The sequence below is a fragment of the Acinetobacter sp. LT1 genome, from assembly GCF_059800965.1.
In genome coordinates this window covers 68,045-94,504 of record NZ_JBBAXE010000010.1, presented here as the reverse complement: position 1 = coordinate 94,504, position 26,460 = coordinate 68,045, and the positions used below count along the sequence as shown (strand labels likewise).

21 protein-coding genes are annotated in these 26,460 nt (G+C 37.4%); 7 read left to right on the top strand and 14 right to left on the bottom strand.

The window, feature by feature from the left end; translation table 11 throughout:
* Positions 1 to 4 precede the first annotated feature (4 nt).
* Both mutL and tsaE read right to left on the bottom strand, forming a co-directional pair.
* Positions 5 to 1,954, bottom strand: coding sequence for a DNA mismatch repair endonuclease MutL (gene mutL, locus WBW42_RS11665; RefSeq protein ID WP_032055706.1), 1,950 nt, complete (start codon positions 1,952 to 1,954; stop codon positions 5 to 7).
* Positions 1,947 to 2,420 (bottom strand): tRNA (adenosine(37)-N6)-threonylcarbamoyltransferase complex ATPase subunit type 1 TsaE, encoded by a 474-nt coding sequence (tsaE, locus tag WBW42_RS11660; protein ID WP_032055705.1) that lies wholly within the window; start codon positions 2,418 to 2,420, stop codon positions 1,947 to 1,949. Before tsaE ends, mutL begins: the two co-directional genes overlap by 8 nt.
* Positions 2,421 to 2,539: 119 nt before the next feature.
* Between tsaE and WBW42_RS11655 the strand changes: the two genes are divergently transcribed.
* From WBW42_RS11655 to WBW42_RS11645, 3 genes are all read left to right on the top strand, one after another.
* Positions 2,540 to 3,448 (top strand): pseudouridine synthase, encoded by a 909-nt coding sequence (locus tag WBW42_RS11655; RefSeq protein WP_032055703.1) that lies wholly within the window; start codon positions 2,540 to 2,542, stop codon positions 3,446 to 3,448.
* Positions 3,449 to 3,558: 110 nt separating this feature from the next.
* On the top strand, positions 3,559 to 3,867 hold the full coding sequence (locus WBW42_RS11650) for a type II toxin-antitoxin system RelB/DinJ family antitoxin (protein WP_005068595.1): 309 nt from the start codon (positions 3,559 to 3,561) through the stop codon (positions 3,865 to 3,867).
* Between the two features lie 98 nt (positions 3,868 to 3,965).
* Positions 3,966 to 4,409, top strand: coding sequence for a GNAT family N-acetyltransferase (locus WBW42_RS11645; protein ID WP_002122286.1), 444 nt, complete (start codon positions 3,966 to 3,968; stop codon positions 4,407 to 4,409).
* Here WBW42_RS11645 and WBW42_RS11640 read toward each other — a convergent pair.
* Together WBW42_RS11640 and WBW42_RS11635 are read right to left on the bottom strand one after the other, a co-directional pair.
* Positions 4,402 to 5,106, bottom strand: coding sequence for a pseudouridine synthase (locus tag WBW42_RS11640; RefSeq protein WP_032055701.1), 705 nt, complete (start codon positions 5,104 to 5,106; stop codon positions 4,402 to 4,404). The genes WBW42_RS11645 and WBW42_RS11640 overlap by 8 nt on opposite strands.
* A 102-nt stretch (positions 5,107 to 5,208) precedes the next feature.
* Complete coding sequence (locus WBW42_RS11635) at positions 5,209 to 5,427, bottom strand: hypothetical protein (RefSeq protein ID WP_002122273.1); 219 nt, start codon at positions 5,425 to 5,427, stop codon at positions 5,209 to 5,211.
* A gap of 250 nt (positions 5,428 to 5,677) precedes the next feature.
* Here WBW42_RS11635 and WBW42_RS11630 point away from each other — a divergent pair, with 250 nt between their 5' ends.
* Entirely contained in the window at positions 5,678 to 6,130 is a 453-nt protein-coding gene (locus WBW42_RS11630; protein WP_017480868.1) for a DUF441 domain-containing protein, read from the top strand.
* Between the two features lie 60 nt (positions 6,131 to 6,190).
* Here the strand turns inward: WBW42_RS11630 and WBW42_RS11625 are convergent, their stop codons facing one another.
* The gene (locus tag WBW42_RS11625; protein ID WP_002122195.1) at positions 6,191 to 7,111 is read right to left on the bottom strand and encodes a LysR family transcriptional regulator; all 921 of its coding nucleotides are present in this window, start codon (positions 7,109 to 7,111) and stop codon (positions 6,191 to 6,193) included.
* Between the two features lie 289 nt (positions 7,112 to 7,400).
* Positions 7,401 to 8,198 carry a DUF4198 domain-containing protein gene (locus WBW42_RS11620; protein WP_032063242.1) on the bottom strand — a complete coding sequence of 266 codons (798 nt, stop codon included), beginning with the start codon at positions 8,196 to 8,198 and terminating at the stop codon, positions 7,401 to 7,403.
* Positions 8,199 to 8,410: 212 nt separating this feature from the next.
* Between WBW42_RS11620 and WBW42_RS11615 the strand changes: the two genes are divergently transcribed.
* On the top strand, positions 8,411 to 9,610 hold the full coding sequence (locus WBW42_RS11615) for an MFS transporter (RefSeq protein WP_032055696.1): 1,200 nt from the start codon (positions 8,411 to 8,413) through the stop codon (positions 9,608 to 9,610).
* A gap of 26 nt (positions 9,611 to 9,636) precedes the next feature.
* Here WBW42_RS11615 and WBW42_RS11610 read toward each other — a convergent pair whose 3' ends face one another.
* The 7 genes from WBW42_RS11610 to WBW42_RS11580 form a co-directional block, all read right to left on the bottom strand.
* A complete protein-coding gene (locus WBW42_RS11610) occupies positions 9,637 to 10,620 on the bottom strand; it encodes an ion transporter (RefSeq protein WP_032055694.1) in 984 nt (327 codons plus the stop codon).
* A 117-nt stretch (positions 10,621 to 10,737) separates the two neighbouring features.
* Positions 10,738 to 11,172 (bottom strand): hypothetical protein, encoded by a 435-nt coding sequence (locus WBW42_RS11605; RefSeq protein WP_017385424.1) that lies wholly within the window; start codon positions 11,170 to 11,172, stop codon positions 10,738 to 10,740.
* A gap of 229 nt (positions 11,173 to 11,401) precedes the next feature.
* On the bottom strand, positions 11,402 to 14,041 hold the full coding sequence (locus WBW42_RS11600) for a bifunctional aconitate hydratase 2/2-methylisocitrate dehydratase (protein WP_002119674.1): 2,640 nt from the start codon (positions 14,039 to 14,041) through the stop codon (positions 11,402 to 11,404).
* 254 nt (positions 14,042 to 14,295) lie between these two features.
* Positions 14,296 to 14,658, bottom strand: coding sequence for a hypothetical protein (locus tag WBW42_RS11595; protein ID WP_005068569.1), 363 nt, complete (start codon positions 14,656 to 14,658; stop codon positions 14,296 to 14,298).
* Positions 14,659 to 14,792: 134 nt separating this feature from the next.
* Positions 14,793 to 16,028: a lactonase family protein gene (locus WBW42_RS11590; protein ID WP_032055688.1), complete on the bottom strand. Its 1,236-nt coding sequence runs from the start codon at positions 16,026 to 16,028 to the stop codon at positions 14,793 to 14,795.
* Positions 16,029 to 16,288: 260 nt separating this feature from the next.
* Complete coding sequence (locus tag WBW42_RS11585) at positions 16,289 to 20,797, bottom strand: translocation/assembly module TamB domain-containing protein (protein ID WP_032055686.1); 4,509 nt, start codon at positions 20,795 to 20,797, stop codon at positions 16,289 to 16,291.
* A 26-nt stretch (positions 20,798 to 20,823) separates the two neighbouring features.
* A complete protein-coding gene (locus WBW42_RS11580) occupies positions 20,824 to 23,559 on the bottom strand; it encodes an autotransporter assembly complex protein TamA (RefSeq protein WP_032055684.1) in 2,736 nt (911 codons plus the stop codon).
* 166 nt (positions 23,560 to 23,725) lie between these two features.
* Here WBW42_RS11580 and WBW42_RS11575 point away from each other — a divergent pair, with 166 nt between their 5' ends.
* Positions 23,726 to 25,048 (top strand): MFS transporter, encoded by a 1,323-nt coding sequence (locus tag WBW42_RS11575; protein WP_014207111.1) that lies wholly within the window; start codon positions 23,726 to 23,728, stop codon positions 25,046 to 25,048.
* Positions 25,049 to 25,051: 3 nt separating this feature from the next.
* On the top strand, positions 25,052 to 25,687 hold the full coding sequence (coq7, locus tag WBW42_RS11570; RefSeq protein ID WP_002119684.1) for a 2-polyprenyl-3-methyl-6-methoxy-1,4-benzoquinone monooxygenase: 636 nt from the start codon (positions 25,052 to 25,054) through the stop codon (positions 25,685 to 25,687).
* Positions 25,688 to 25,733: 46 nt separating this feature from the next.
* Here coq7 and WBW42_RS11565 read toward each other — a convergent pair whose 3' ends face one another.
* Positions 25,734 to 26,282, bottom strand: a complete 549-nt coding sequence (locus WBW42_RS11565; protein WP_032055682.1) for a DUF2799 domain-containing protein — start codon at positions 26,280 to 26,282, stop codon at positions 25,734 to 25,736.
* Positions 26,283 to 26,460 lie beyond the last annotated feature (178 nt).

Here is a 26,460-nt window from a genome sequence, read left to right as displayed (position 1 = left end):
AAAACTACTCTCCTCGAGCAAATAATTTATCTAATTGAGATAATGGGAATGCACGCCAAGTTGGCCGCCCATGGTTACATTGGCTCGCAAATTCGGTTTGTTCCATTTGACGAAGTAAAGCATTCATTTCTGAAAGACTGAGTTGTCGATGCGCACGTACGGCTCCATGACATGCCATTCCAGCTAACAACTCATCTCTTTTTTGAAGTAATCCTTGTGCTTCATCATTTGGATCTAAATCATTTAAAAGCTCTGGAATAAGATTTTCAAAATCAGCTTTTTGTAATATGGCAGGCACACCGCGAACAATAATTTGCTCATCACCATATAAATCAATTTCCAGACCTAAGCGCTCAAGCTGAGGTTTTAACTCTTCAACTCTAACGGCTTGCATACGGCTAATGGAAATCACCTTAGGTATAAGCAATTGCTGAGATGTCCAAAATTCAGGTTTATCCCAAGCATTTTTCATTTGCTGTAATAAAATACGTTCATGTGCCGCATGCATATCAACAATAATAAGCCCTTCGGTATTCTGCGCTAAAATATAAATTCCATGCAGTTGAGCAATTGCGATACCTAATGGAAATTCATCTACTTTAGCAACTGGCTCAACATCCTCATTTACCGAAAAACTAGTAGGTTGGTCGCGAAGTGGGGCTAAATAAGTTTTTAAAGCATTATTTAGTAGAGCAGAACCATTATATTTTGGTGTTTGATCTGCATAGTGAACAGCTTGCGGACGACTAGCGTTAAAATCAGTTAATAATTCTGTCGGTGCAGGCTGAGTTCGTGCTTCACTGTCTGAATTTAAAGTTTCATTTGCACGGTGCAATGAAAATTGTTCTTGATATTTGGGCTGAGGTTGTACTGAATAATCTGAGCTTTCATCCGCTTTCATCGCTTGAGCTAGATCAGCACTCGCTGTCTGAAATTGTGCGAGAGTTTCTTTTGCATAATGTCTTACAAACTCATGCACTTCTCTTTGATTTAAAAATCGAATCTCATGTTTAGTAGGATGGACATTGACATCAATATTTTCAGGGTCAACTTCTAAAAAAAGTAAATAAGATGAATGTTGATGACCATGTAAAATACCGTCATAGGCCATGCGTAGCGCATGCGAAATCGTTTTATCCTTGACAATACGACCATTTACATAGACATATTGCATATCAGCCTGTGCACGTGCATCTGAAGGATGACCAAGCCAACCTGATAAACGCATACTAATACTTTCAGCATCCATCCAATATGCATTTTGAACAAATTGTGAGCCTAATAATTGCTGAACTCGCTGAAAACGTAGCTCTCCACTATCCGCTATAGGTAAATTAATTCTTATATTATCATTATGCTCAAGCACAAAACGTATATCGAAATGCGTTAGAGCCAGACGGCGAACAATCTCTTCGATATGCCCAAATTCAGTGGTTGGTTTTTTTAAGAATTTACGGCGTGCAGGAACATTAAAAAATAAGTCCTGAACACGTATATGGGTTCCCTTTTGAGCAGCAACTGCTTGTACTTCTTGATGATCAAATGCTGTACCGTTTACTTCAACTTGATGACCAATACCACTTTCATCTTGGCTACTGGTCAAAGTCAATCTTGAAACCGCAGCAATCGAAGCTAAGGCTTCCCCACGGAACCCCAAACTCACAATCGCATGTAAATCTTCAGCGGTTTTAATCTTACTTGTGGCATGACGCATGACAGCAAGTGCTAAATCATCTGGATGAATACCATGCCCATTATCAATGATTTCGATTAAAGTCGAACCACCTTGAGCAATCCGTACAATCAGCTCAGTTGCACCTGCATCAATTGAGTTTTCTAATAATTCTTTGACCACAGAAGAAGGACGCTCAATCACCTCACCTGCTGCAATCTGGTTCGCTAACGCTGCGTCTAATGTATGAATACGACGTTGTGTTAGCTTTTCATCAGTCATGAAGCTGTTCCTGCAAAGTATGGTACAAATTTTCTGTTGGTAAAGTTAACGTTACTAAACGAGTCAACTCATCATCTGACTTTTGAATGTCAATGATGATATCCGCTTGTGGAATTTCATCTCCACCTTTAGAAGGCCATTCAAATAGAAATAACGCATCTGTGATATCTAAATAATCACGGATTCCCATTAATTCAAGTTCGTAGGGGTCATTCAAGCGATATAAGTCAAAATGAAAAATTTCTTTGTCATTAATTTTATATGGTTCAACGAGGGTATAAGTTGGGCTTTTAACAGAACCTTTATGACCCAAAGCTTGCAAAAAATAACGAGTAAGTGTGGTTTTACCCGCACCTAGGTCCCCAATTAAATAAATTACACCCGACTGAACATGCTGCGCCAAAGCTCGAGCTAGACGCTCAGTATCTTCTTCATGATTTAAGAGCAATTTCAATGAATACGACATAGCACACATAACATGATTCAAAATAATCGATATGATAACATTGCCCTGCCTTAAAAGCCTACTTAAGCCCTAGAAGTTGGCTTTTTTATATCAATTTTCTTACATATTTACACTTTTTTATGTCTAGTCCGAACGATTTTTTGCCACCTATGATTGATGGTGTAAGCGCAAGCCAAGTTTATCTTCCTCAACAAAAAGACACTCAAACAATTTATGAGTATCTCTGTGGTCACTTTGCACATATTAGAACAGATGAGTGGAAACAAAGATTTCAAGACGGGCTTATTTATGGGGCAAATGGACAAAAACTAACATTAGATAGTCCATACCAAAGTAATAGTCATATTTTTTATTATCGATTTCTTGCTTATGAAGTCCACGTTCCATTTGAACATCGGATTTTATTTGAGAATGATGATTTATTAGTGGTCGATAAACCACATTTTTTAACAATTAGCCCGACAGGACAATATGTTCAAGAAACGCTTTTAGTACGGCTAAAAAAACAAACAGGCAATGAATTTTTAACCCCTATTCATCGCTTAGACCGCGAAACCGCGGGTGTTGTTCTATTTTGCAAACGTGTTGAATCGCGTGGTATTTATCACCAATTATTTGCAGAGCGCCGAGTCAATAAAATTTATCACGCTATTGCACCTTATAAAAAAGATTTAAATTTTCCTCAAACATTATATTTGCATTTAGATAAAGGCCATCCTTTTTATACGATGCAGGTTATAGAAAATGTGAAAGCCAATACCCAGACTGATATTGAGCTTATCGAGCACAACGAGATTTGGGCAAAATATCGCTTAACTCCTACAACGGGCAAACAGCATCAACTTCGAGTGCATCTTAATTACTTAGAAATTCCTATTAAAAATGATCCATTTTATCCAGTAGTTCAGCACAAAGCTGAGGATGACTTCTCGGAACCATTACAGCTTCTGGCTAAGCATATTTCATTTACAGACCCCCTCACAAAAGAGGGAATGTCTTTTAATTCCAAGTTTGAATTGACATTGTAATGTAACCGTAATGACAAAAAGATTATTTTTTATGCCAAAAAGCATTGAAATTACATTGCGATGGTTTAAAATAAATTCCTAAAAATTAAAATCATTTGGTTTTGTTATTCATGCGAAAAACAGAAGTTTATCAGGTTCGACTTGACTCCCAAGAAAAAAAGCAGGCTTTTGCTGTTTTTAAACAACTGGGAATTACCCCTGCCCAAGCAGTACGACTTTTTTTTAAACAGGTCGTATTAACTAAATCTATTCCTTTTGCAATCGAAAATCAGAATATTAATATGGAACAATTATTAAAACTGAGAAAAGCAAAAGCATCTTCATTAAACCAAAACTCATCAACTATAGCTGAAGATGATGACCATGAAGATTTATTTGAAGAGTTGAATGCACTTCTTGGTGAAAGCGACAAAACTTAACACTGTTGCATTTATAAACAAGTTTTAACGTCAAAAAGCTCTTTTTTTCGTTATGCTCTCTTTGTAAAAACATAATGATAAGTTACAAGGAGTGCCAAATGATCGTTAGACGAGCGACTTTTGAAGATTTAGAGCAACTCGCCGTTTTATTTGATGAATATCGCCAATTTTATGGGGCCTCTTCTAATTTTAATGAATCACTTCACTTCCTAAAACAACGTTTTGAGAATAGAGAAAGTGTGTTCTTCATTCATATTAAAGACGATAAAATTACGGGTTTTATTTTACTCTATTTAGGTTTTTCTTCAGTTGCTTGTTCAACTTACTATATTTTAGATGATGTATATGTTACGCCTGTTTTCCGACGTCAAGGTTCTGCTAAACAGCTAATCGATACAGCAATCTTATTTGCAAAGCAAGAGAATGCTTTGCGGATTAGTTTGGAAACTCAAAGCAACAATCATGAATCTCATCGTTTATATGAACAAATGGGATTTATTCGAGATAGTGAGTTCCAAACCTTCCATTGTTTTCTCAAATGATATTTTGAGCGAGCTGTTTTTGTTGTTCAGATAAATAAACCCATTCTCCATCTTCAAGTTCAGGTAAAACCAATTGCCCGACTTGATGGCGATGTAATGCTTCTACCTTATTTCCCACAGCTGCAATCATTCTTTTTACTTGATGATAAACACCTTGATGAATCGTCATGGTTAATTGATGCGTTTCTAATATCGCTATATCCGTTGCAGCGAAAACACCTTTTTCCTGATGTAGGCTTACACCTTGGCTCAGCATTTCAATTTGCTCTGGTGTAACCGGATCTATAGTCGTAACATGATAAACCTTTGGAACATGCTTACGGGGATGAGTTAAAGCTTGAAGATATTTACCGTCATCAGTAAGTAAAAGTAAGCCTGTTGTATCTTGATCTAGACGGCCAATGGCTTGCACACCACGTTGAATCATAATTTCGGGTAAAAGGCTAAATACGCTTTGATGATGGTGAGGTTGGTGTGAACATTCAAAACCTTTCGGTTTCTTTAACGCAAGGTAAACTTTTTCTCGATATTGATAAGTTTCCCCAAAAAGAGAAAATTCTAAATTTTCTGGAGAGAATTGCTTTTTAAGGTCACTTACAACCTCTCCATCAATACTTACAGATCCGTTTTTTATTAACTGCTGACAATATTTACGAGAACCAAACCCTTGTGATTGTAAAATTTTTTCCAGCAGCATGAAGTTTTCTCATTAGAACTAAGCTGTTATTTTAACGTAGTTTCCATTTTTTACTAAATACTACTCGCTACTGTTTTCATCTACTTAAACTAGTTCGCACCCTTACTCTTCAACGACTCGATAAATATTTTCATTCTGTTCGCTTTCAAATAATAATTCTGTAGTAGGCAAAATAATTTCATTATCAACAATAATATGCTCAATACGTTGGCTTAGTTTTAAAGATTCATTTTCATGTTCCACTAAATTTTTCTTTAGTTGTGCTTTTGCATCATGAATCTTATCAAACTGATCTTTGATCTTGATATCTATAATGTCCATAAAAATATCCCGTACTCATGAGTAATGACTATTTTTATATCATAATTTTTAAACGCTATAATTTTTAACTTGTTAATTTATATAACATTGTTTCCAAGCGTAACCAAAAATTAAAACTCCTTATCATTGAGAGATATACACTCAATTTTTAATTAAGAAGAGCTGAAATCAGCTGTATCTTTTAAAGCTTTCACATTCCAAGTCTTAAATATTATACAATTCCATTTATTTATAATGCCCTCCGCTCGCCATGCTTGCCCAATTTGATGTTAATTTAGTTGTTCTACTCGTTCTGCTTGTCTGCGGCTTATTAAGTCAAAATGCAGCTGTAACTATTGCAGCAGGTGTGTTGATTGTCGTTAAAATCACACCATTAAATGAGTTTTTCCCTTATATTCAAGCTCATGGTCTTAATTTAGGAATTCTTATTTTAACCATTGGCGTACTCACTCCAATTGCCAGTGGGAAACTCAGTGGAGAGAGTATTTTAAAATCCTTTATTAGTGTTAAGTCTATTATGGCTATCGCAATTGGCCTGTTAGTCGCCTGGCTAGGTGGTCGCGGAGTAAAACTAATGTCGAGCCAACCTGACGTAGTTGCAGGTTTACTCATTGGTACAGTTGCTGGTGTCGCTTTACTCCGTGGTGTACCAGTCGGTCCTCTAATTGCGGCAGGCCTACTCTCTTTATTCATTGGCAAATAAGAAATTGACATAAAAAAGGTGCAATAAAGCACCTTTTTAACACTTAGGCTAAATTATTTTTTAGCCAGAATAATAAGCGTTTCGCTTTAGAGAGAACTTTTCTAACTGCTTTAAAAAGCCTTCAAAATAACTTTTCTCTTTTTCTTCAGTTCGGTAGCCCGCATATAAAGTTCGTCTTAAACCTGTAGGAGAAACACAATCTAAACGACGACTAGTAACCCATCCCTTTTGTTCATACTCATTCACCACCCAATCAGGTAAAGCAGCAATACCTCGTCCACTTGCAACAAGTTGAATAAGCATTTGAGTTAAATCTGTTGTCCGTATTTGTTTAGGCTGAATATTCGCGGGGATGAAAAGTTTAGACATAATATCTAAACGGTGCTTATCTACTGGATAAGTAATTAAAACTTCTTCGGCCAACTCTTGAACTGTAATATTTTCAGCCCGCACCAAAGGGTGAGTATTTGATAAGACTAACCGTGACTCATATTCAAAAATCGGAAAATACTCAATTCCTTTTAACGCGATTGGGTCAGCTGTAATCAATAAATCAAATTCTGCATTTTGTAAGAGTTCATGTGGATTAGCTTCAAACCCCGAAGCAAAGTCTAAATCGACGTCAGGATATTGCTGGCGATACTGATTTAATAAAGGCATTAACCAGTCAAAACAACTATGGCATTCCGATGAAAAAATAATTCTACCTGTCTGTCCATGCACAATACGTGTGATATCACTATGTGTAATCTGGATTTGTGGTAAAACATCATCTGCTAACTTTAATAAGCGCTGTCCAACATTAGAAAAACTAACAGGTCTACTTCGACGATTAACTACTTCTACTCCATACCAATGGTCTAATTCTTTTAATTGATGGGAAATAGCAGATGGCGTCAAACAAAGGTCATTTGCTGCCGAAACTAATGAACCATGCTCACGTAAAGCAACTAAAGTTTTAAGGTGGCGTATTTCTAACATGGGCCCAAGCCTAAAAAACAGATTTATCTATAAATGGATAAAGCTCATCTTTGCTTTTCCATAAAACTTTCGACAAATCTTTATTGATGAATTTTATTCACTTTAACATAAAATTAGTTAGTTTGTCTCAACATGAATTTTATTTCACTATTTTTACATGGTATGAATTTAGGTATCATTCAAAAATGAAGGAAAATTAAAACGATTTTATAAAAATTTTTTAAAGTAGTTAAAAACTATAAGACAAAAATAGGCCTAATAAAGGCCTATTTTTTTAAAACACTAAAAACTATTGTGCTAAAACATTTAAGCTAATAATCGTATAGCTCTGATCTTTAGGTTTTAATTTCAAATTTAGAGGAGCTGTTACTTCTACTAAATACTCTCCAGCTTTTGGAAACGTAAGCTCAACTTGACCGTTGCTTCCTGCCTTAAACTGCTGCGCTTGCTTCTCAGTTGCACCCTTTTCTCTTAAATTCACTTCAGCATAAGCTAAAGGTTGCCCTTTTTCAGTTATGGTTAATTTAACAGGTTGAACAGCTTTAATCTGGTTAGGATGTACAGAGAAACTAACTTTAATCGGTGTATTCGGAAGTTGAATATCTGAAACTTTTCCTTTAGAAAGATAACTCTGCAATATCCACTCACGTGTTACTTGTTCTGTTTTAATTGTTTTTGTTTTAAGGTCAGTCGGAATCAAATATTCACGCTCTGCTTTCGGTGGAGCTTTATCAGCTGGCATATCAAAAAATAAATGCCATGCTTTTTGGTCGTATACATATTTCAAAGGATAATTTGCCTGAGTTTGAACAATGTATGTGCCTTCTTCAGGTAGATCTACATCAAAAACAGTAGCAGACTTATTCAGGGCTTCTGAATTGACGGTTTTAAGCTCATTTTTAGGTGTAATTACAGTAAGCTTAGCATCCTTTAAAGCATATTCACTATTTAATGCTTCTTCCGCATAACCAGCAATTACGGGTACTTGAGTTTGTTCAGTTTTATAAGCTACAGGAGCTACATAAGGTTCATGAGCAAAGCCTGTTGTAGATATCAATGCAAGTGACATCATTAGAAATCTATTCATTATTACAAAATCCTGTTATACGCAAAGTTAAAATTTCAGACAAAATATAAGCGGATACAGTATACACAAATAAAAATAATTCTTATTATCATTAATAAATTTAATTTTACTAAAAAAGAAATACGCAAACTTTCCCCTCAATATTTTAGTTTTTTATTATTCTGTTCTCTTTTCCCTTATACTTCTCTTTTTGAGTCTTGCTTCAACTTATTATGGCGTCCCCGCAATCTCCTCTTTCCACACCTCAACATTACTCTCTCTTTTTAGCAATTTTCTCACTCGCTGTAGGTGGTTTTTGTATTGGAACCACTGAATTCGTCGCAATGGGACTGATTCAGGAAATTGCAAATAATTTAAATATTACAGTACCTGAAGCTGGTCACTTTATTAGTGCCTATGCATTGGGTGTAGTTATTGGTGCTCCTATCATCGCAATTCTTGGAGCTAAAGTACCTAGGAAAACTTTATTGCTCGGCTTAATGCTTTTTTATGGTGTTGCGAATGCCTTTACTGCTTTAGCTCATACACCTGAAACTGTTTTAATCTCACGTTTCATTGCAGGTTTACCACACGGAGCATATTTTGGAGTCGGTGCATTAGTTGCAGCTGAACTAGCGGGTCCATCAAGAAGAGCTTCTGCGGTTGCCCAAATGATGATGGGGCTTACAGTCGCAACTGTAATTGGAGTTCCTTTAGCAACTTTGTTAGGCCAAAACTTTGGTTGGAGAGCTGGTTTTGAGTTTTCAGCAACTATTGCTTTCGTCACTTTAATTGCTGTAGGTTTCTTTGTACCCAATATCCCAGTTCAAGCTACTGCCAGTATAAAAACTGAATTAGCTGGCCTTAAAAATATCAACATGTGGTTAACACTAGCAGTGGGTGCAATCGGTTTTGGAGGCATGTTTTCAGTTTATAGCTATGTCTCACCAATTTTGACTGAATATACAAAAGTTAATATCCAAATCGTTCCTATCGCTTTAGCTATCTGGGGTATAGGTATGGTTATTGGTGGTTTAGCGGCAGGATGGCTTGCAGATAAGAACCTCAACAAAACTATAGTGGGTGTATTAATTAGCTCAGCTATCGCTTTTGTTGTCGCTAGTTTTTTAATGAGTAATATCTATACTGCCATCGCATCTTTATTTTTAATTGGTCTCACGGTAATGGGATTAGGCGGAGCATTACAAACTCGTCTAATGGATGTTGCAGGTGATGCCCAAACTTTAGCTGCCTCACTCAACCACTCTGCATTTAATATGGCCAATGCATTAGGGGCATTTTTAGGGGGCTGGGTACTCAGTCACCAAATGGGTTGGATCGCTCCAATCTGGGTAGGTTTTGTTTTAAGCCTTGGCGGTCTGATTATTTTACTTATCGCATTTGCAGTAGAAAAAGCTAACAAAAAAGCTTAATTAAAGAAAAGGCTAACTTATTACTTCTAATCAGTTAGCTTTCCACCACAGTGCGGGCAATAACATTTTTTCTCTCGAACAGACTCTTCTTCCTCTAATACTTTTTCACGCATAATTTGAATAATCAGGTTATGCGCTTGCTCTTTTGGCAATCCTACTTTTTGACGGATCCGCTCTATTTCAATTTCATTATGTAAAATATCAATACCTCGTGCTTGAAGTAGCTCACGAAACTCTTGCTCTAGTCTCTGATTCCGTTGATTAAGCTCATTTGCAAGTCCAGACGCCAAAATACCAGCAGGCAATGCTGCAATACCCACACCTAAAATAGTAATAAGCGCCCCTAATAACTTTCCTAGGCTAGTTACAGGAGTGACATCGCCATACCCCACTGTAGTTAAGGTAACCACTGCCCACCACATAGATTTAGGTATTGAACTAAAAGCTTCTGGCTGAGCTTTGTTTTCAACCACATAAATTCCAGAAGCAGTCATAATAATCATGATAATTAAAATAAAGATAACTGCTTGAAAAGATCCCTTCTCGCGTTTAATCACACATAACAATATCTGTAGTGAGATGAAATAGCGTGTTAATTTTAATAAACGAAGTAGACGTAAAATCCGAAGCATACGAAGATCGATTCGTACAAAGAAATTCAGGTAAGCTGGCAAAATTGCCATCAAATCAATAATTGCTTCCCCACTTTTCATCCAATTCAAGCGAGTTTTCCATGCGGATTGTGTCGTATCTCGATCTGCAACACTCCACAACCTTAATAAATACTCAATACTAAAAATTGCGATTGAAATATTCTCAAAGTAGTCAAACCAAATACGATAATTTGAGTACAAATCATTTACTGTTTCTAATAAAACAGCAGCGACGTTACCAATAATTAAAATAACTAAAAAATAGTTAATGCATTTACTTACCGTCGTTTCATAGTCATGGTTGTGAAGATTATTATAAAAAAACTTACGTAATCCCTTCCAAGCTGAATTATGCATATTGATCTGACCACTTAATATTGTAGATATAGTAAGCTCATCGCCTCTATTCACCAATATAGTCTTTAACAATTTTTGTTTTACTTACCCCAATATTTGAGCCTTAATTTTTTTTCATCAATTCGTGGCTACACATCGAAATTCATTCTCTTCCCACCACATCACATCATAGATGCCTGGATGCGATTTTAAGATAATATTTATATAATTTTGCAACACCATAATATGATGAGTAATATCAATTTTTCTAAATAGAAATTTTCTTAAAATCGGAGTATTTGGAGAAATAAAAATTGCGAATCCATTACTATATTCTTCATAAACACTAATTCCGAGATACATCGTTATTTCAGCTAAGGGAATCTCAATTTCCCACCCCCAGCTTTCACTATATAACTCTACATTTAAATGATATCTATTCTTTAATATACTAAAAATATATTGTGCAATATCTTCAGTTTTTTGAACTAAAATACTACCTTCATCAGCATAAGTTTTTTGGTCATATAATTGATAATCATCAAATTTAAATTCAACAATTGTCTTTAGCATTCTTAAGTTCCCTATATAAAATACTCATATTTTTTTTAATTATTTTCAAGTTCGTTCAAATATTTTAAAACAAAAATCAATTTAATATCTAGAGTAATATTTATTTTTACATTTTCATTAAATAAAATTTGATCTATTTATTATTTTCTAAGTCTAATAATGTACAAAGTCTCATTTAAAATAAAAAGGAGCTGAATAATCAGCTCCTTTTTTGTACTAAATCGACGTATTAAGTCAATTGAGCAGCTTGGATTTTCTTAGTATCAACTTGATCAGCTTCTTTAGTATATTCGCTCATCTTGTCGAAGTTTAAGTATTTGTAGATGTCAGCAGAAGCGCTGTCGATTTGCGACGCGTACTGTTGATATTCTTCTGGGCTTGGTAATTTACCAAGAACCGCAGCTACAGATGCAAGCTCAGCAGACGCTAAGTAAACGTTTGCGCCTTGACCTAAACGGTTCGGGAAGTTACGAGTAGAAGTCGATACACAAGTTGTGTTCGGCGCTACACGTGCTTGGTTACCCATACATAATGAACAGCCCGGCATCTCTGTACGTGCACCAGCACGGCCATAAATGTTATACAAGCCTTCTTCCATTAATTGGTGCTCGTCCATACGAGTTGGTGGAGCCAACCATAAACGAGTAGACAATGAACCACCAGGTACTTTGTCAAGTAACTGACCAGCTGCACGGAAGTGACCGATGTTAGTCATACAAGAACCGATGAATACTTCATCAATCTTATCGCCTTGAACGTCAGAAAGAAGTTTCGCGTCATCTGGATCGTTCGGGCAGCAAAGAATTGGTTCTTTGATGTCAGCTAGATCGATTTCGTAAACTTTTAAGTATTCAGCATCAGCATCAGCTTTTAACAAGCTTGGGTTATCTAACCACTTCTGCATGTTTTCAGCACGACGCGCAAGTGTACGTGCATCGCCATAACCTTCTGCGATCATCCACTTCAACATCGTGATGTTAGAACGTAGGTATTCAGCAACTTTCTCTTCAGAAAGTGTGATTGAACAGCCAGCAGCAGAACGTTCAGCTGACGCATCAGAAAGTTCGAATGCTTGCTCAACAGTCAAGTCATTTTCCATTTCTGATAAATCGATCTCAAGGATACGACCAGAGAAGATATTTTTCTTACCTTTCTTCTCTACAGTTAAATCACCCGCTTGAATTGCGTAGTAAGGAATTGCATGTACAAGGTCACGTAAAGTGATACCAGGTTGCATTTTACCTTTAAACTTAACAAGTACAGATTCAGGCATATCAAGTGGCATAACACCAGTTGCTGCTGCGAACGCAACAAGACCAGAACCCGCTGGGAATGAAATACCGATTGGGAAACGAGTATGTGAGTCACCACCAGTACCTACTGTATCTGGAAGTAACATACGGTTTAACCAAGAGTGGATAATACCGTCACCTGGACGTAAAGATACACCACCACGGTTCATGATGAAGTCAGGTAATGTATGGTGAGTTGTTACGTCAACTGGTTTTGGATACGCAGCAGTGTGACAGAAAGACTGCATCACTAAGTCAGATGAGAAGCCCAAGCATGCTAAGTCTTTTAACTCGTCACGAGTCATTGGACCTGTTGTATCTTGAGAACCAACTGTAGTCATTTTAGGTTCACAGTAAGTTCCTGGACGGATACCTTGACCTTCTGGTAAACCACATGCGCGGCCAACCATTTTTTGAGCTTGTGTGAAGCCTTTGCCAGTGTCAGCAGGTTGTACTGGAGTACGGAATAATGTAGAAGGTGCAAGACCTAATTCTTCACGTGCTTTAGCAGTTAAACCACGACCAATGATCAAGTTAATACGACCACCAGCACGTACTTCGTCTAAAAGTACTGGAGTTTTAAGATCTGCTTCAGAGATTTGCACGCCATCTTTAAAAGCAGTTACTTTTGCAGCAGCATGGTCAATTTTCAATACTACTTCGTCGCCCATGTTCATATTAGCAACGTCGATTTCTACAGGTAATGCACCTGCATCTTCCATAGTATTGAAGAAAATTGGAGCGATCTTAGAACCTAAGCACACACCACCGTCTTTTTTGTTTGGAATGTGTGGAAGTTCATCACCAAAGAACCAAAGAACAGAGTTAGTTGCAGACTTACGGCTTGAACCTGTACCAACAACGTCACCAACGTAAGCAACTTGATTGCCTTTAGCGATAAGTTCTTTAATTTGGCTTAATGGACCAACTTCACCTGGTTTTTCAGGGTTGATACCATCACGCTCGTTTTTCAACATTGCATTTGCGTGTAATGGAATGTCTGGACGGCTCCAAGCATCTTGAGCTGGAGACAAGTCATCAGTATTTGTTTCACCAGTTACTTTGAACACAGTGATTTTGATTTCTTCTGGAACGTCAGGACGGCTAGTGAACCATTCTGCTTCAGCCCAAGATTGTAAAACAGCTTTAGCAGCTGCATTACCAGCTTTTGCTTTATCTGCTACATCATGGAATGCATCAAATACAAGAAGAGTTTTCTTTAATGCTTCAGCAGCTAAGCCTGCAAGTTCGGCATTGTCAAGAAGTTCAACAAGTGGTGCTACGTTATAACCACCTAGCATAGTGCCAAGTAAGTAAACTGCACGTTCTTTAGAAACGAGTGGTGAAGTTGCTTCGCCTTTTGCAATCGCTGCCAAGAATGCTGCCTTTACGTAAGCTGCTTGGTCAACACCTGCAGGAACACGGTTTTCAAGCAAATCTACCAAGAACGCTTCTTCGCCTGCTGGTGGATTTTTTAATAGTTCAACAAGCTGAGCTGTTTGAGCGTCATCAAGTGGCTTCGGTGGGACTCCGAGTGCGGCACGTTCTTCAACGTGTTGGCGGTAAGCTTCTAGCACGGTGTTCATTCCTCTTTTTTTTGAAAAATTACTTGCAAATTCCAGCTTTCTTAAAAGCTTCACAAGTAATATGGACTACAAAAGTTTACTAGAGTTCAAGGTAAAAGTTAATGAGCGCGGGGTGTTTCTCCGTGATGCCCATTATTTTGTATCTAAATACCTGTGTCTAAATAATGAGCATATTAGGCGGATTTGAGCTATTTTTAAGCAAAAAGAGCTTTAGCCGGATGAAAATTCAATAACCTCATCCACAATTAGAATGATTTATATTTTGGCATTTTGTCATGAGGTGTTGCCAAACATTCATCCATCATTTGCTTTCTAACTTTTTCTTGGATTGCTTGAGGATCTTTTGTCAGTTCTTCTTTTGGAATTGCATAAACTTTTTCAATAATATTAAGAATGAATTTTTTAGTTATCTCATCTTCAATCTTATTTGCATGCTCAACTGCCTGAGTTTTTTCAATTGCTTGCTGACGATCAAAAACAATACTTCTTGCAGCATTTCCTACGCTAGTACAAAAGCCATGCCACTGCTCTTCTGGTGTTAATGGTTTCTTTTCCGAACAACCAACAAAGAGCAAACTCATTGCAATCAATAAAATCTTTTTCATCATTTCACTACACTAATTATTGCTGCCCATATCATACGGAAAATCATCGTTTTTGCCAAAACTGCTATAAAAAACCGAGATAACAAAATCTCGGTCTTTTGTATTAAGTACTAGAAAGGTCAGTTTCATGTTTTGGATTAATTAAAGAATTTAATATCCGTAGGTGTTGATATTTTTGCTGCATCGCCAGCTGGTTTTAAGGTGCCATTTTTTGCATCAAAACGGAATAAACTAATATTGTTACTATAAACATTGGTTACATATAGATACTTACCAGATGCATCAAATGAGAATGCACGAGGTTCAATACCATTCGCTTTATAAACAACTGGCTTAGCTAGCAATCCATTCTGTTGGATTTTAAATACTAAAAGTTTGTTGTCTGCACCTCGATTGGCAGCAATCACATATTTACCATTTGGGCTAAGGATAATTCCACTCGCACTCTTAAATTCAGGTGTTTTGTCCTCGTGGATTAGTTTTAGCTCGGCCACTTTTTTCAAATGACCATCTTGCACGTTAAATGTCACAATTTCACTTCGCATTTCTGCGGTAACATATGCATGTTTGCCATTGGGTGAAAAGACCATATGACGCGGGCCAGAACCATGTGTAAAAGTTACATCGCGGTTGGTATCCGCTTCAAGTGGCTGAGCCTTGTTCGGGTTATAACGAAATGCATAGACTTTGTCATTTCCAAGATCACTAGCATATAAATACTTACCATCCGGACTAAAAGTTGTGGAATGAGCATGTCCACTTTCTTGGCGGCCTTTGACGTGGCCAGAACCTTCCTCAAAAACAATATTTTGTACTTTTTCACCCAAATGGCCATTTGGTAAAATTGGCAAAACAGCCACACCACCACGGCCTTTATCGAACGCTGAATAGTTCGACACAAACAGGAACTTACCATCTAAACTAATTGTTGCATGTGTTGGATGTCCACCATGACTATCCACTGTGTTCAACACTTCCACCTTTCCATTTTGAATAGATAATGCGGTCACCGCACCTTCGTTTTCTTCATTAGTGGTATATGCAAAACGGCCATCTTTCGATTTCACAATCCAAGAAGGACTTTTCATTTTCAACACTTTAACGGGAGTTAAAGTTCCATCCTTATTCACGTGAAGCTGGTATAAGCCTTCACTGGCTTGTTTTGGTTTTTGCGCAAGCGGTGCATTAGGAATTGATGTCCATGTACCTACTAAAGCAATTTGTTGTTGTGCAGCATTTACGGTGGAGCACCATCCAAATGACAAAAGCGTCAATGACAATGTTGCTGTTAATTTTTGAATTAGGCCACGATATTTAACGTTGATATCGTTTTCCTTGCCATTTTTAATTTCAACATAAGTATCTATATTCACTACTATATCCTTGAAAAAACCCACCTTATTTGCATTTATCAACAAGGTATATCAATCTAATTTCATTTAATGTTTCTGAAAACTAATTTATAAAACAGCAATTTTCAAGTGAATTTTCTTTAATCAATACCTATCCAAGGCTTCTTTACTCTTAAGAGAAGCGATACTTTAAATCATAAATACTAAACTTTTTTAAATGTTATTAAATTAAAAGCCCACAATAGTGAGCTTTTAATTCATTCATTATTGGTTTCAATCAACTAAAAGCGCCAATTGTAGAATAAGTCGATCGCTCTTTCTAAAGACTGACTTGCTTCTAAGTATAAACGTCGATTCATTTGATAACGTAAAGTAAGTTTATTTACAGGAGTAAACACCCCAACACCATAGCGAATAAACAGATCTGGTGTGATATAACCCGTTAAACTCACTTGCGTATCATCACCTGTACCTTGTGCATCTAAAGCTAGGCCGCTCAAACCAAACGTACGTCCAATCTGGTTAGTTAAAGCACGTGTACCACCCAAGCCCATACTAATACCTGCAGCTGCAATGGTGTTGTTTACATCAGATTTAAAACCTTCTGCATTACTCAAGCCACTCGAACCTTCATTAATACGACCAGTCACAAGCGCATTCAATGCTTCTTGCTCAGATAAGCCTGCATCGTTATAGACCTGAATGTTTGGTGATGTCGCAGTACCTGTAACACGTACGCCAACCATGCTTCCCTGAACATTTTTGTTCGCATCGATATCTAAAGTCGGGTTAGCCAATGGTCCATTAAAACGGGCAATTGCTCGGTTCAAGTCTAGACTTTGTCCATAAGCTTCAATTTTCACTTTTTGGCTGACACCAATCGCCCCATTAGCTCTCATTGCAGTTTCATAACCACGTTGGCTTAAGTTTAGACGACCAACTAATGGAATATTACTGTTAAAGCCTTGGAAGATAACTTGTTTTCCAATATTAACAGAAATATCAGCTCGAATATCCCAAGGTTTAGCGGCCCGTAAAATTGCAAGTGGGTCTTGACCTTGGCGCACGATGCGAACATCTGATGAAGTATTAATAATTGGAGCAGTCGTTTCTGGCATTGAAATACGTGCACGAGGAACATCTACAGATCCTTTTAAACTTAACCGCTTATCAAAAGGATACATATCAAGTGTCAGATTCGGGTTGGCAATTGCGGTAATTAATGGCGCTTGACGTACCAGTAAATTATCACCTTTCAGATTTAATTGAAGACGTGGCGCATCTTTCCACTCAAAACTACCTTTAAGCAAGCCTACACCTTGCCCACTATTAAATGCTCCATCAATTGTTGCCATATCCTGACGAATTGATGAATATACCTGCACATTGGTTAGATTTACTGGCAAAGAAATCATGCTAATCGCACCATTTTTCAGACGCATTTCACCAGTAAACTGAGGTTGAGTTAATGTACCGTTGACTTTACCAGCCAAGGCTAACGTTCCACTCATTGAGCGAACATCTTGAATAAATGGTTTCAAGACTTTTAATTGAACATCATTAAAGGCCACTTCACCATGCATTGGCATTGAAGACTGGAATGGGTTGATAATAACGTTCGCGTAACCCGTACCAATATCTGGTGTTTTCACATCAACTCGGAATAACAGTCCCTCTGATACACTTTTTGCAATCACGCCTAACTCATCATAAGCCAGAGTAGTCGCAGGGTCTTGCGGATCTTCAGCAGCTAAACCGATTTCACCTTTACGCGTAATTAAACGTGCATCAAGTTTTGGATTACCACCATTTACCCACGATGCCTTGGCGTAACCATTTAATTGTCCGGTCATCGCTAAGCCTTCTGGCATAAATGCTGCGAAGTCACTTAAATCCATGTTCTGAGTTACAAAAGAAACATTACCTCGTGCTTTACTCACTCGTACCGGCTGATCAAAACATAGTTGACTATTGGTACTTTGCCAGCAATGTTGACCCACATATAGCTCAGATTTCGCTGAAGAAAAAATTACTGGAGCATTTTGATTTTGTGCCAGACGAATTCGTCGTGAATCAAAACTTCCTTTTTGGATTTGACCTAACCAATCATTCTTTTGATTAAATCCACCTGCCAACTGAACATAGAACTTGGAAACACTATTATTGCCAAGTACTTTCAATAAATGTGCTTTTCTTGTTCCTGTCAAATTCACTTCAGCAGACTGGATTTCTCTATTTCCGCTACGCAGATTATTTAATTTTGCGGTTAATTGAGTCGGTGTTGTTTCCGATGTTGGAAGCTCACCCTGAATACTCAATCTCTTCACACTTACAAGTGTATTAAAAGCAAAATTATCTACGGCAATATTGGCTGTTGCTTTTAAACGTGGTTGTGATTGAACATTCAAATCACCATAAGCTCGTCCGCGCAGTCCTGGATATAACTCGTAGAGTGCTGGCGCATTCAGCTTAATTTTTAGATTTTGTGCATTGCCAGTAGCTTGTAACTGGTTCTGTCCATACACTAAAAATAAGTTATTCGCTTCAAATTGCTGAGGTAAAAAGCCATTTTGATTGGAATCCATCAATAGAGATAGATTACCCTTACCCCGAACAGGTTTATTATTTAAAAAGCCTGCAAGATTCAATTGCTGAATATTAATTCGCTTCAAGTGATCAGACCAAACCCCTTGAGTTTTCAGGTTTCCTGAAATTTCACCTTTAACAGTTGAGGCAAAATATTGAGGCTTAAAGCGTACTAATGAACTATTAATATCCCATGCAATGCGGTCTTTTAAATTGACAGAACCAGTAGCATAGATTTTTCCAGCCACCCCATCATGTTGTAACTGGCTAATTCGAATAAAATCTGGCGTGCCCGCTATAGAAAACTTCAACAAACCATTTGCCTGTTTTAAGGCTTTTAAAGACCCGTCATAATTAACCGCAAAGCCTTTAAAGCCGCCACCAGCTTTAACATCATGAAATAATAATGCTGCTGTACTTTTTCCACCTAAACTTACAGTTTCTTGACCTGCTTGAGCTAATCGACCAGTTAAATCAATTTTCTCAAACTGAATAATTTGCTGGTTTGGTTTAGCGAAACCATTTGCCTTAATCGAACCGTTTAATAAATTGACCGGCGCTGCTGCATGAATACTTTGCGGATTAAAATCTTTTGCATTTAATAAAGCATTCCAAGCCAGCTGACGTTTTTCAGTAGGTAATAAAACTTTAGCCTGACCTGTTAAGCTACCTTTTTCAGCAGCAAAACTAAAATTAGGCACATTTAAGATATTATCTTTAACATTCAGGTTGGCTAGATATTGTCCTGCTGGCAATAAAGTTTTTTCATGCTGATATACTTTTGTAGCAACCTTAATATCTTGTTGACCGTCACGTAATGTTAAATCGACTTGACCATTATCACTACTTAACCATCCAATATAAGGCATTGCACGGTCTATATTCGCCCACGCCACATTCATGAGCATTGGTTGAGGTTTATTATTTTTTTCAGGCGCCTGATTAAGCTTGAGTTTCCAAGACTCATAACGGTCAAAATCAACGTTAGCAAATACTTCTGTGCCTTTTTCCAAAGAACCAGTTGAAGCAATAGCAGCATCTAAACTTGGCGGTAAGAAGTCTTGAACCACCTGAGGAATCGCTTTGTCTTTAGGATTAATGCGATCTAAACGACCTTTGATGTCCCAAGTCACATGATCTTTCCAATTCACCAGACCTTTCAGATTAACGGCACCTTTCATAACTTGGCCATTAAAATCGGTAATATTAAGCTGATGAACTAAATCAGTATTCATTAAAGCGTTGTACTGACCTTCAGGTAAATTCTCACCCTTTAAATCTGTATCAAGTGCCAAATTAAGCTGTTTAATATCACCTTGAAACTTAATCACACCATTTTTTGCAAATAGTTTTTGTTCTTGTAGCAAAGGTAAATGATAGTTTTTTAATAATAGTTCACCTTGCATTGGAACTTCATCGCGAACCGGATGCAATATTACCCAACCTGTTAATAGATCGGGAGTGGTTGTTGCAACCCCAGCTTTTATAGTATCTAAACTTCCCCGAGCAGCCACTTTAATATTTTGAATATTTAGACTTTTTAAAGATGGGATTCTTAAATCTGCTGTGGCATCTAATGGATATTTACCACTGAAATCCATTTTACCTGTTGCGTTATGGACTGAAAGATAGCCCATATCCATACTAGATTTTTCAAATTCCAGTTTGGTCTCTGACCAAAGTGCATCCTGCAAATGAACGTCATGAAAACTTACATCTGAGGTTGCCAACTTAATTTCTAAATGATCAACATCACCTTCATCTACGCGTAAAACAAAGGGTAACTTGATTGGTTTAAATTCAAACGGTTTACCAGAAGGCGGAGTTTTATTAATAATACGTAAGTTGCGTACATCTGCATGGCTTAAATGCACTTCTTTTTCTAATAATAAAGAACGCCATCCTAAGCCTACATCAGCTCGATCTAATGAAACATCAACGTCTTTTAATTGCACCAACACATTTTTGAGAATAATGCCTCGCAATAAGTTGCCGCCTTCGTATTCATATTTAATTATTTTCTGAGCTTCTAAAACCCGATCTAATAAAAAACGGCTTCCGCGATCCGTTGACATCATGATGACTAACGAAGAAGCCAATAATAACAATATGATCAATATCGTCAGCAAGAAGCTACGCAAAATGCGACGCTTCTTCTTAGGAGAGCTTGGTGCCGAAGTGGGCTGCTGTTCTACTTCCGCCATAAAATAAACCTAATAAAATTTTATTTTTAAAGTTGTGGGCCTATAAAGAAATGTAAACGAATCGGATGGTTCTCATCTGAAATACCCGAAGCGACATCTAAACGGATTGGCCCAATTGGAGACTTCCAGCGAATTCCGACCCCAACACTATAAGCTGCTGGATTACTGAAATCTTTATCGTAAGCATTACCAAAGTCAGAGAAAACAGCTGCTCGCCATCCATCTTTGAACTGATAGTTATATTCTAAAGAACCTACAGCTAAAGCTTGGCCCCCAATTTTATATCCATCTACTTCTGGAGAAAGACTTTTATAGTCAAATCCACGAATCGTTTGGTCACCACCCGTAAAGAATCTAAGATTGTATGGAACTTTGTCAAAATCATCTGTAAAGATATAGCTGAGGTCAGATCTTCCAACAAATTGGTGATCATCATTTTTACCTAGAGAATAAATAAATCTCCAGCCTGCACTCGCAATTGCCATATTGGCATCAGACAGTAAACTCTCGCTGCCTAATTCTAATTTATAAGTTTGTTTAAAAGCTTTTGTTGGGTTTAAACGTGTATTACTTGAAGTTTTAGATGTTTCATAACTAAACAATAATGCTTCTTGCTCAGATGCAGCTGTTTTAAAAGCATCTGGTAATTCAGAAATATCAACATTACCTTTTTGGGTCAAACGGTCTAAACGATAACGAACACCAATAGTATGCTGCCAATTTCCTAATGGACGTTTGATTACGCGCTCCCCGCCCACAACAGCAGATTCGGTTAACAGGCTTACATCCGGACCAATATCATCCCGTGTTTCACGCTCATAACCGCCAACGATATTAAAATAGTCATTTAACGGATGTTTATAGGGAATACTATATCGACCATCAATCGATTGACGAATTTCAGAAACTTCTAAGTTGGCATCAAAAGAATGACCATATTTATTTACGATAGAACGGCGATATTGACTACGTAAACGCGCCCCCGTATCGGTTCCATAACCAATACCAGTTTCCAAACTATTTAGCTTGTCAGCATTTAAAGTCACAATAACTGGAATTCTTTTTGTTTCACGTGCTTGAGCTTGTAAACGATCCTGTTCAGTTTTTTGTTCATCATGCTGAGCTGCGGCGCTTTGCAACATCGCAGTTTGAGGCTCTGCCTGTTTCGCATTTTGTGTTCCGGCAAACTGTTTTTCATCGACTACGTTTTGCGTAACTTCTTTATTGGATGTCGCTAATTGACGAGCTTTTGCAAGTTGTCTTTGTTCTGGTGAAAGTAAATTAGACTCATCAACATCAATATTTTGCTCATCCACCAAAGCTTGTAAATCTGGTGGTAGCTCAAGTGGCTTTTCAATTGGATCTGGTTTAATGCTATCAACCAATGTGTAATTAAAATAACGCGAGTTGGTTAGGTTATTCGCAAGCACATTTACACGCCAGAAAGCATAGTCATCACCTTCTTTCCAAGGCGCCATACTTTCTAAGATATTTTGATTTAATGGCAAAGGTTTCGAAGGATCGCTCATACGAAACTCGACCTTATCTAATTTATAACGCTCACCTGTCTCGTAGCGTAAATTAATATCGGCCTTATTTTCTGGCTGACTTACTTTTACATCATGCAATCGCCAATAAGCATCAAAATAACCGTTATCAGATGCTGCATCGACAATACGGGTTTTAGTGGTTTCATATAAACCGTGATTAAAGATATCACCAACATCTTGATCAGGAACTAAGCGAATAACCTGAAATTGCGGCTGCTTTTCGCCTGGACCTGTAAACTCAATATTTTGCTCATTAATTCGTACTGGTTCATTTGGTGTCACTCTGACACGAACACGACTCGGACTTAATTTTTCAAATCGGAACTCAGCATTATAGTAACCAACAGCTTGAGCAGCCTGATTACTTAATGTTCTAAGCTGAGGTAAAGCAGCATTAAAGTCTTCAAAAGATTCTTGAGTAAATGTTGAAAGCTTACCTTTAATATTTTTAGCTAACACATCTGAAGCGCCTTCTACCTCTGCGCTAATACGCGGTACTTGTTCCATCGGAATTGCACGCGGCGGACGTACTTTATTTAAAATACGTTTAAAGAAACCAGCTTGCTCAGGTGGTTCTTCGGCCTCTGGTGTCAATTCAGGTAGTGTTTTTCCAGTCTCATTGGCTTCCACTACAATCTTACTATCAGACTTAATCTCTTGCATAAGCTGATCGATATTTACTGGCGCCTGATTAATTTGATTTAATTCAGATTGAGTTGCATCGCTTACAGTAACTTCAGGGAGTTTCTGAGTCCCATTTTGAAAGTTCTGTGCTTCATTCTTCGCTTCTTCCGCTACCCTATAAATTTCATTTGCCATGTTTTGATCAACAGGCATATCGGGTAAATCTTCAAGATTATCAAGAGTAATTGGCTTAAATTCATCAATTTGATTTGGAAATTGTTCTTGTTGTTGCAATATAGCCAAGCTATCTTGTTGCTGCTGAGCTTGGGTTACAAGTGTAGCGATATCTGTAACTGGAGCAGTATATTGCTCGTTAACCTGAGCTGATTGTTCAGTTGACTCATCAGATACTGTCTGGTTTAAAGTTGTTGATGAACTATTCTCAACAGAAGTTTGAGCAAAACTTGGCGTTACGCAAACGCTTAACAACAAGCTGCTACAAATAAGTTTAGGAATGCCCTGCATTTTTAAAATTAAATGCATAGAATGTGAGAGAGTTGACTGTTTAAACTTAATTTTAGAAGGCATAGAAAACTCTAGACTTATTTTTTAATAAAACGCACCAATGTGAGTGTAAAACTCACTCAAAACCATTGATTTTTCATTTAATCAAGCGTTAAAAATATCATACATGGTTTTCGATGCAAATTAACACTCGGTCACATTTTTTTATAAAACACAATGAAGTTTGCACATGATGAAACAAGATGAGCACCTGATGACCTCACGTCGGTTTGTACCGATGTTTTTTACCCAGTTTTTTGGCGCATTAAATGATAACGTTTTTAAGCAAGCTTTATTATTGGTGATTACTTATGGATGGATTCAGCAACAATCTGCTCCCGTAAGTACTCTTAATAATTTGGCAGCCCTCTTGTTTATTCTGCCATATTTCTTTTTTTCAGCCACAGCTGGACAAATCGCCGACAAATACGAACGATCTCAACTCGTCCGTGGTATTAAAATTTTAGAAATCATCATTATGCTCATCGGTACTGCAGGTTTCCTGTTAGGAAACTTATGGCTACTTCTTTTTGCTTTATTTTTGATGGGTACACATTCGACGTTCTTCGGCCCGATTAAATACGCAATTTTGCCTGAAATTTTAAAACCGAACGAGTTAATGTCTGGTAATGCGCTGTTTCAATCCGGCACATCCATGGCGATCTTGTTCGGAATGATCTTAGGTGGTGCCGTAATTGCCTCATCAGATGGTAATTTATTGTGGATTAGTATCACCGTAGTGGCTATTGCTTGCATAGGCTATTTATTTAGTCGCTTCATTTTGCCGCAAAAAGTTGCTGCACCTGACTTAAAGATTGACTGGAATTTTATCCGTACAAGCTTTCAAACCATTAAATATGCTAAAAGCTTACCGTTAGTATTCACAATTTTGCTAGGCAACTCATGGTACTGGTTTTATGGCGCGACTTATTTAACGCAAATTCCGCAGCTTACCCAGCAAAACCTTCATGCATCAGAAAATGTCGTTAGCCTGTTACTGACTTTCTTTTCAGTCGGTATTGGTGTGGGTTCTCTTCTTTGTCGTAAAATTGGTGGTTCAGAAATTAATATTAAAATGGTGCCGATTGGTGCAATTGGCCTTACTGTTTTTGCGCTCTACCTTGCTGCCAGTTTAGCTTTTGTACCAGAAAGAACTGGGGCATTACTTACCTTAAAAGATGTTTTTACCCAAGGCTGGGTTTACTATCATGTCATGATTGCTGTGACTTTATTGGGGATTAGTGGCGGTTTTTATATTGTTCCCCTATATGCCATGATGCAGGCTTATTCACCACGTTCACATCGTGCACGTGTTGTTGCAGCGAATAACATCCTAAATGCCGTTTTTATGGTTTCTTCTGCAATTTTTTCAATCTTAATCTTAAGTGTTTTAAAAATTGATATTAAAATACTATTTATTATTACAGCTGTACTTAGTGCAATCTTTAGTATCTGGCTTCTTGCTAGACTAAAACCAATGCTTGCCACAGCCCACCTTTCTTTAGAGGACTAATTTATGCGCCACTATACTGGAATTGATCAACTTATTAACTCATTTGATCAGGCATTGCGTAGTCTTGTTCCGGGTGCAACAGCAGCACAGCGTCAAAATCCAGCTGAAACAGTAGAAACAAAACTTGGTGTAGAAGATGCTCGCCATGTCGCAGGTTTAATGCGTGTTAACCACAGTGGTGAAGTATGTGCTCAAGCACTTTACCATGGGCAAGCATTAACGGCGAAATTGCCAAATGTACGCCAAGAAATGCAACAAGCAGCGATTGAAGAACAAGATCATTTAGCTTGGTGTGAAGATCGTTTAAAAGAATTAAACAGTCATACAAGTTTGTTAAATCCAATCTGGTACGGATTGTCATATGGCATGGGTGCCCTTGCCGGTATTGCTGGTGACAAATATAGCTTAGGTTTTGTTGCTGAAACTGAGCGTCAGGTTAGTCTGCATTTACAAGATCACTTAAACCAGTTACCTGCTCAAGATGAACGCTCTCGTAAAATTTTAGAGCAAATGAATGAAGATGAATTGCATCACCGTCATACTGCACTTGAAGCAGGCGGTGTTGAATTACCATATGCAGTAAAAATCACAATGACTGCTATTTCAAAGTTAATGACAAAAACCAGTTATTATCTTTAAAAACCAAAGGATTGATCTCATTCAGATCAATCCTTTTTTAAAATATTTATTTTAAGCCGTGATCATATTTGAAACGTTCGATATCTCGAATTGAGTTCCAATAGTTTCTGTTAATACGGTCACGATCAATTTGTAATTCTCTTAAAAGCTTACGATAACGTTCACGCTCTTCTGGCTTTAATTTTTCGTTGTAAGCATTATCAGAATATTGCTTAAACTTTTCGTCATAACGCTCATATTCATTTTTTGCGTTGTAGTAATCGGAAGCTGCTCGATAATAAGGTATTAAACGATTACGCTGCTCGATTGGGCATACATTAATATTGCCGTTACCCTCTAAAGCGTTATAAAAAATATTTGATGGCTGGCAATAATACCCTAAGCCCTCTTTATATCCACGTTCATATGACTTTTGATCTGGAACAATATTGGCTTTTCCACACGCTTTATAATATTGATCTAAACGTGGCGAAGATCCCTTTGAACCATCTTTCTCACCCACTAATGACCAATTCGCAGTCTTACATTCTTCTACGCTCATTGCAGCACAACCTGAAAGGCTGATTGCTAAAATGGCTAACCCGATATTTTTCATATTAAGAAAACTCAAAAATAAAATTAAAAAACGCAAAAAATAAAATTCCAGTACATGTGCTATATAAGCCTTGCTCAATTCAAGATTTATAAATAAATGTTTAACTGGATAAGCATTTAAGTTTAAAGCAGTTTGACCATCTCACCAAATGAGAAGCTTAAATTTTAGCTTTGTTTAA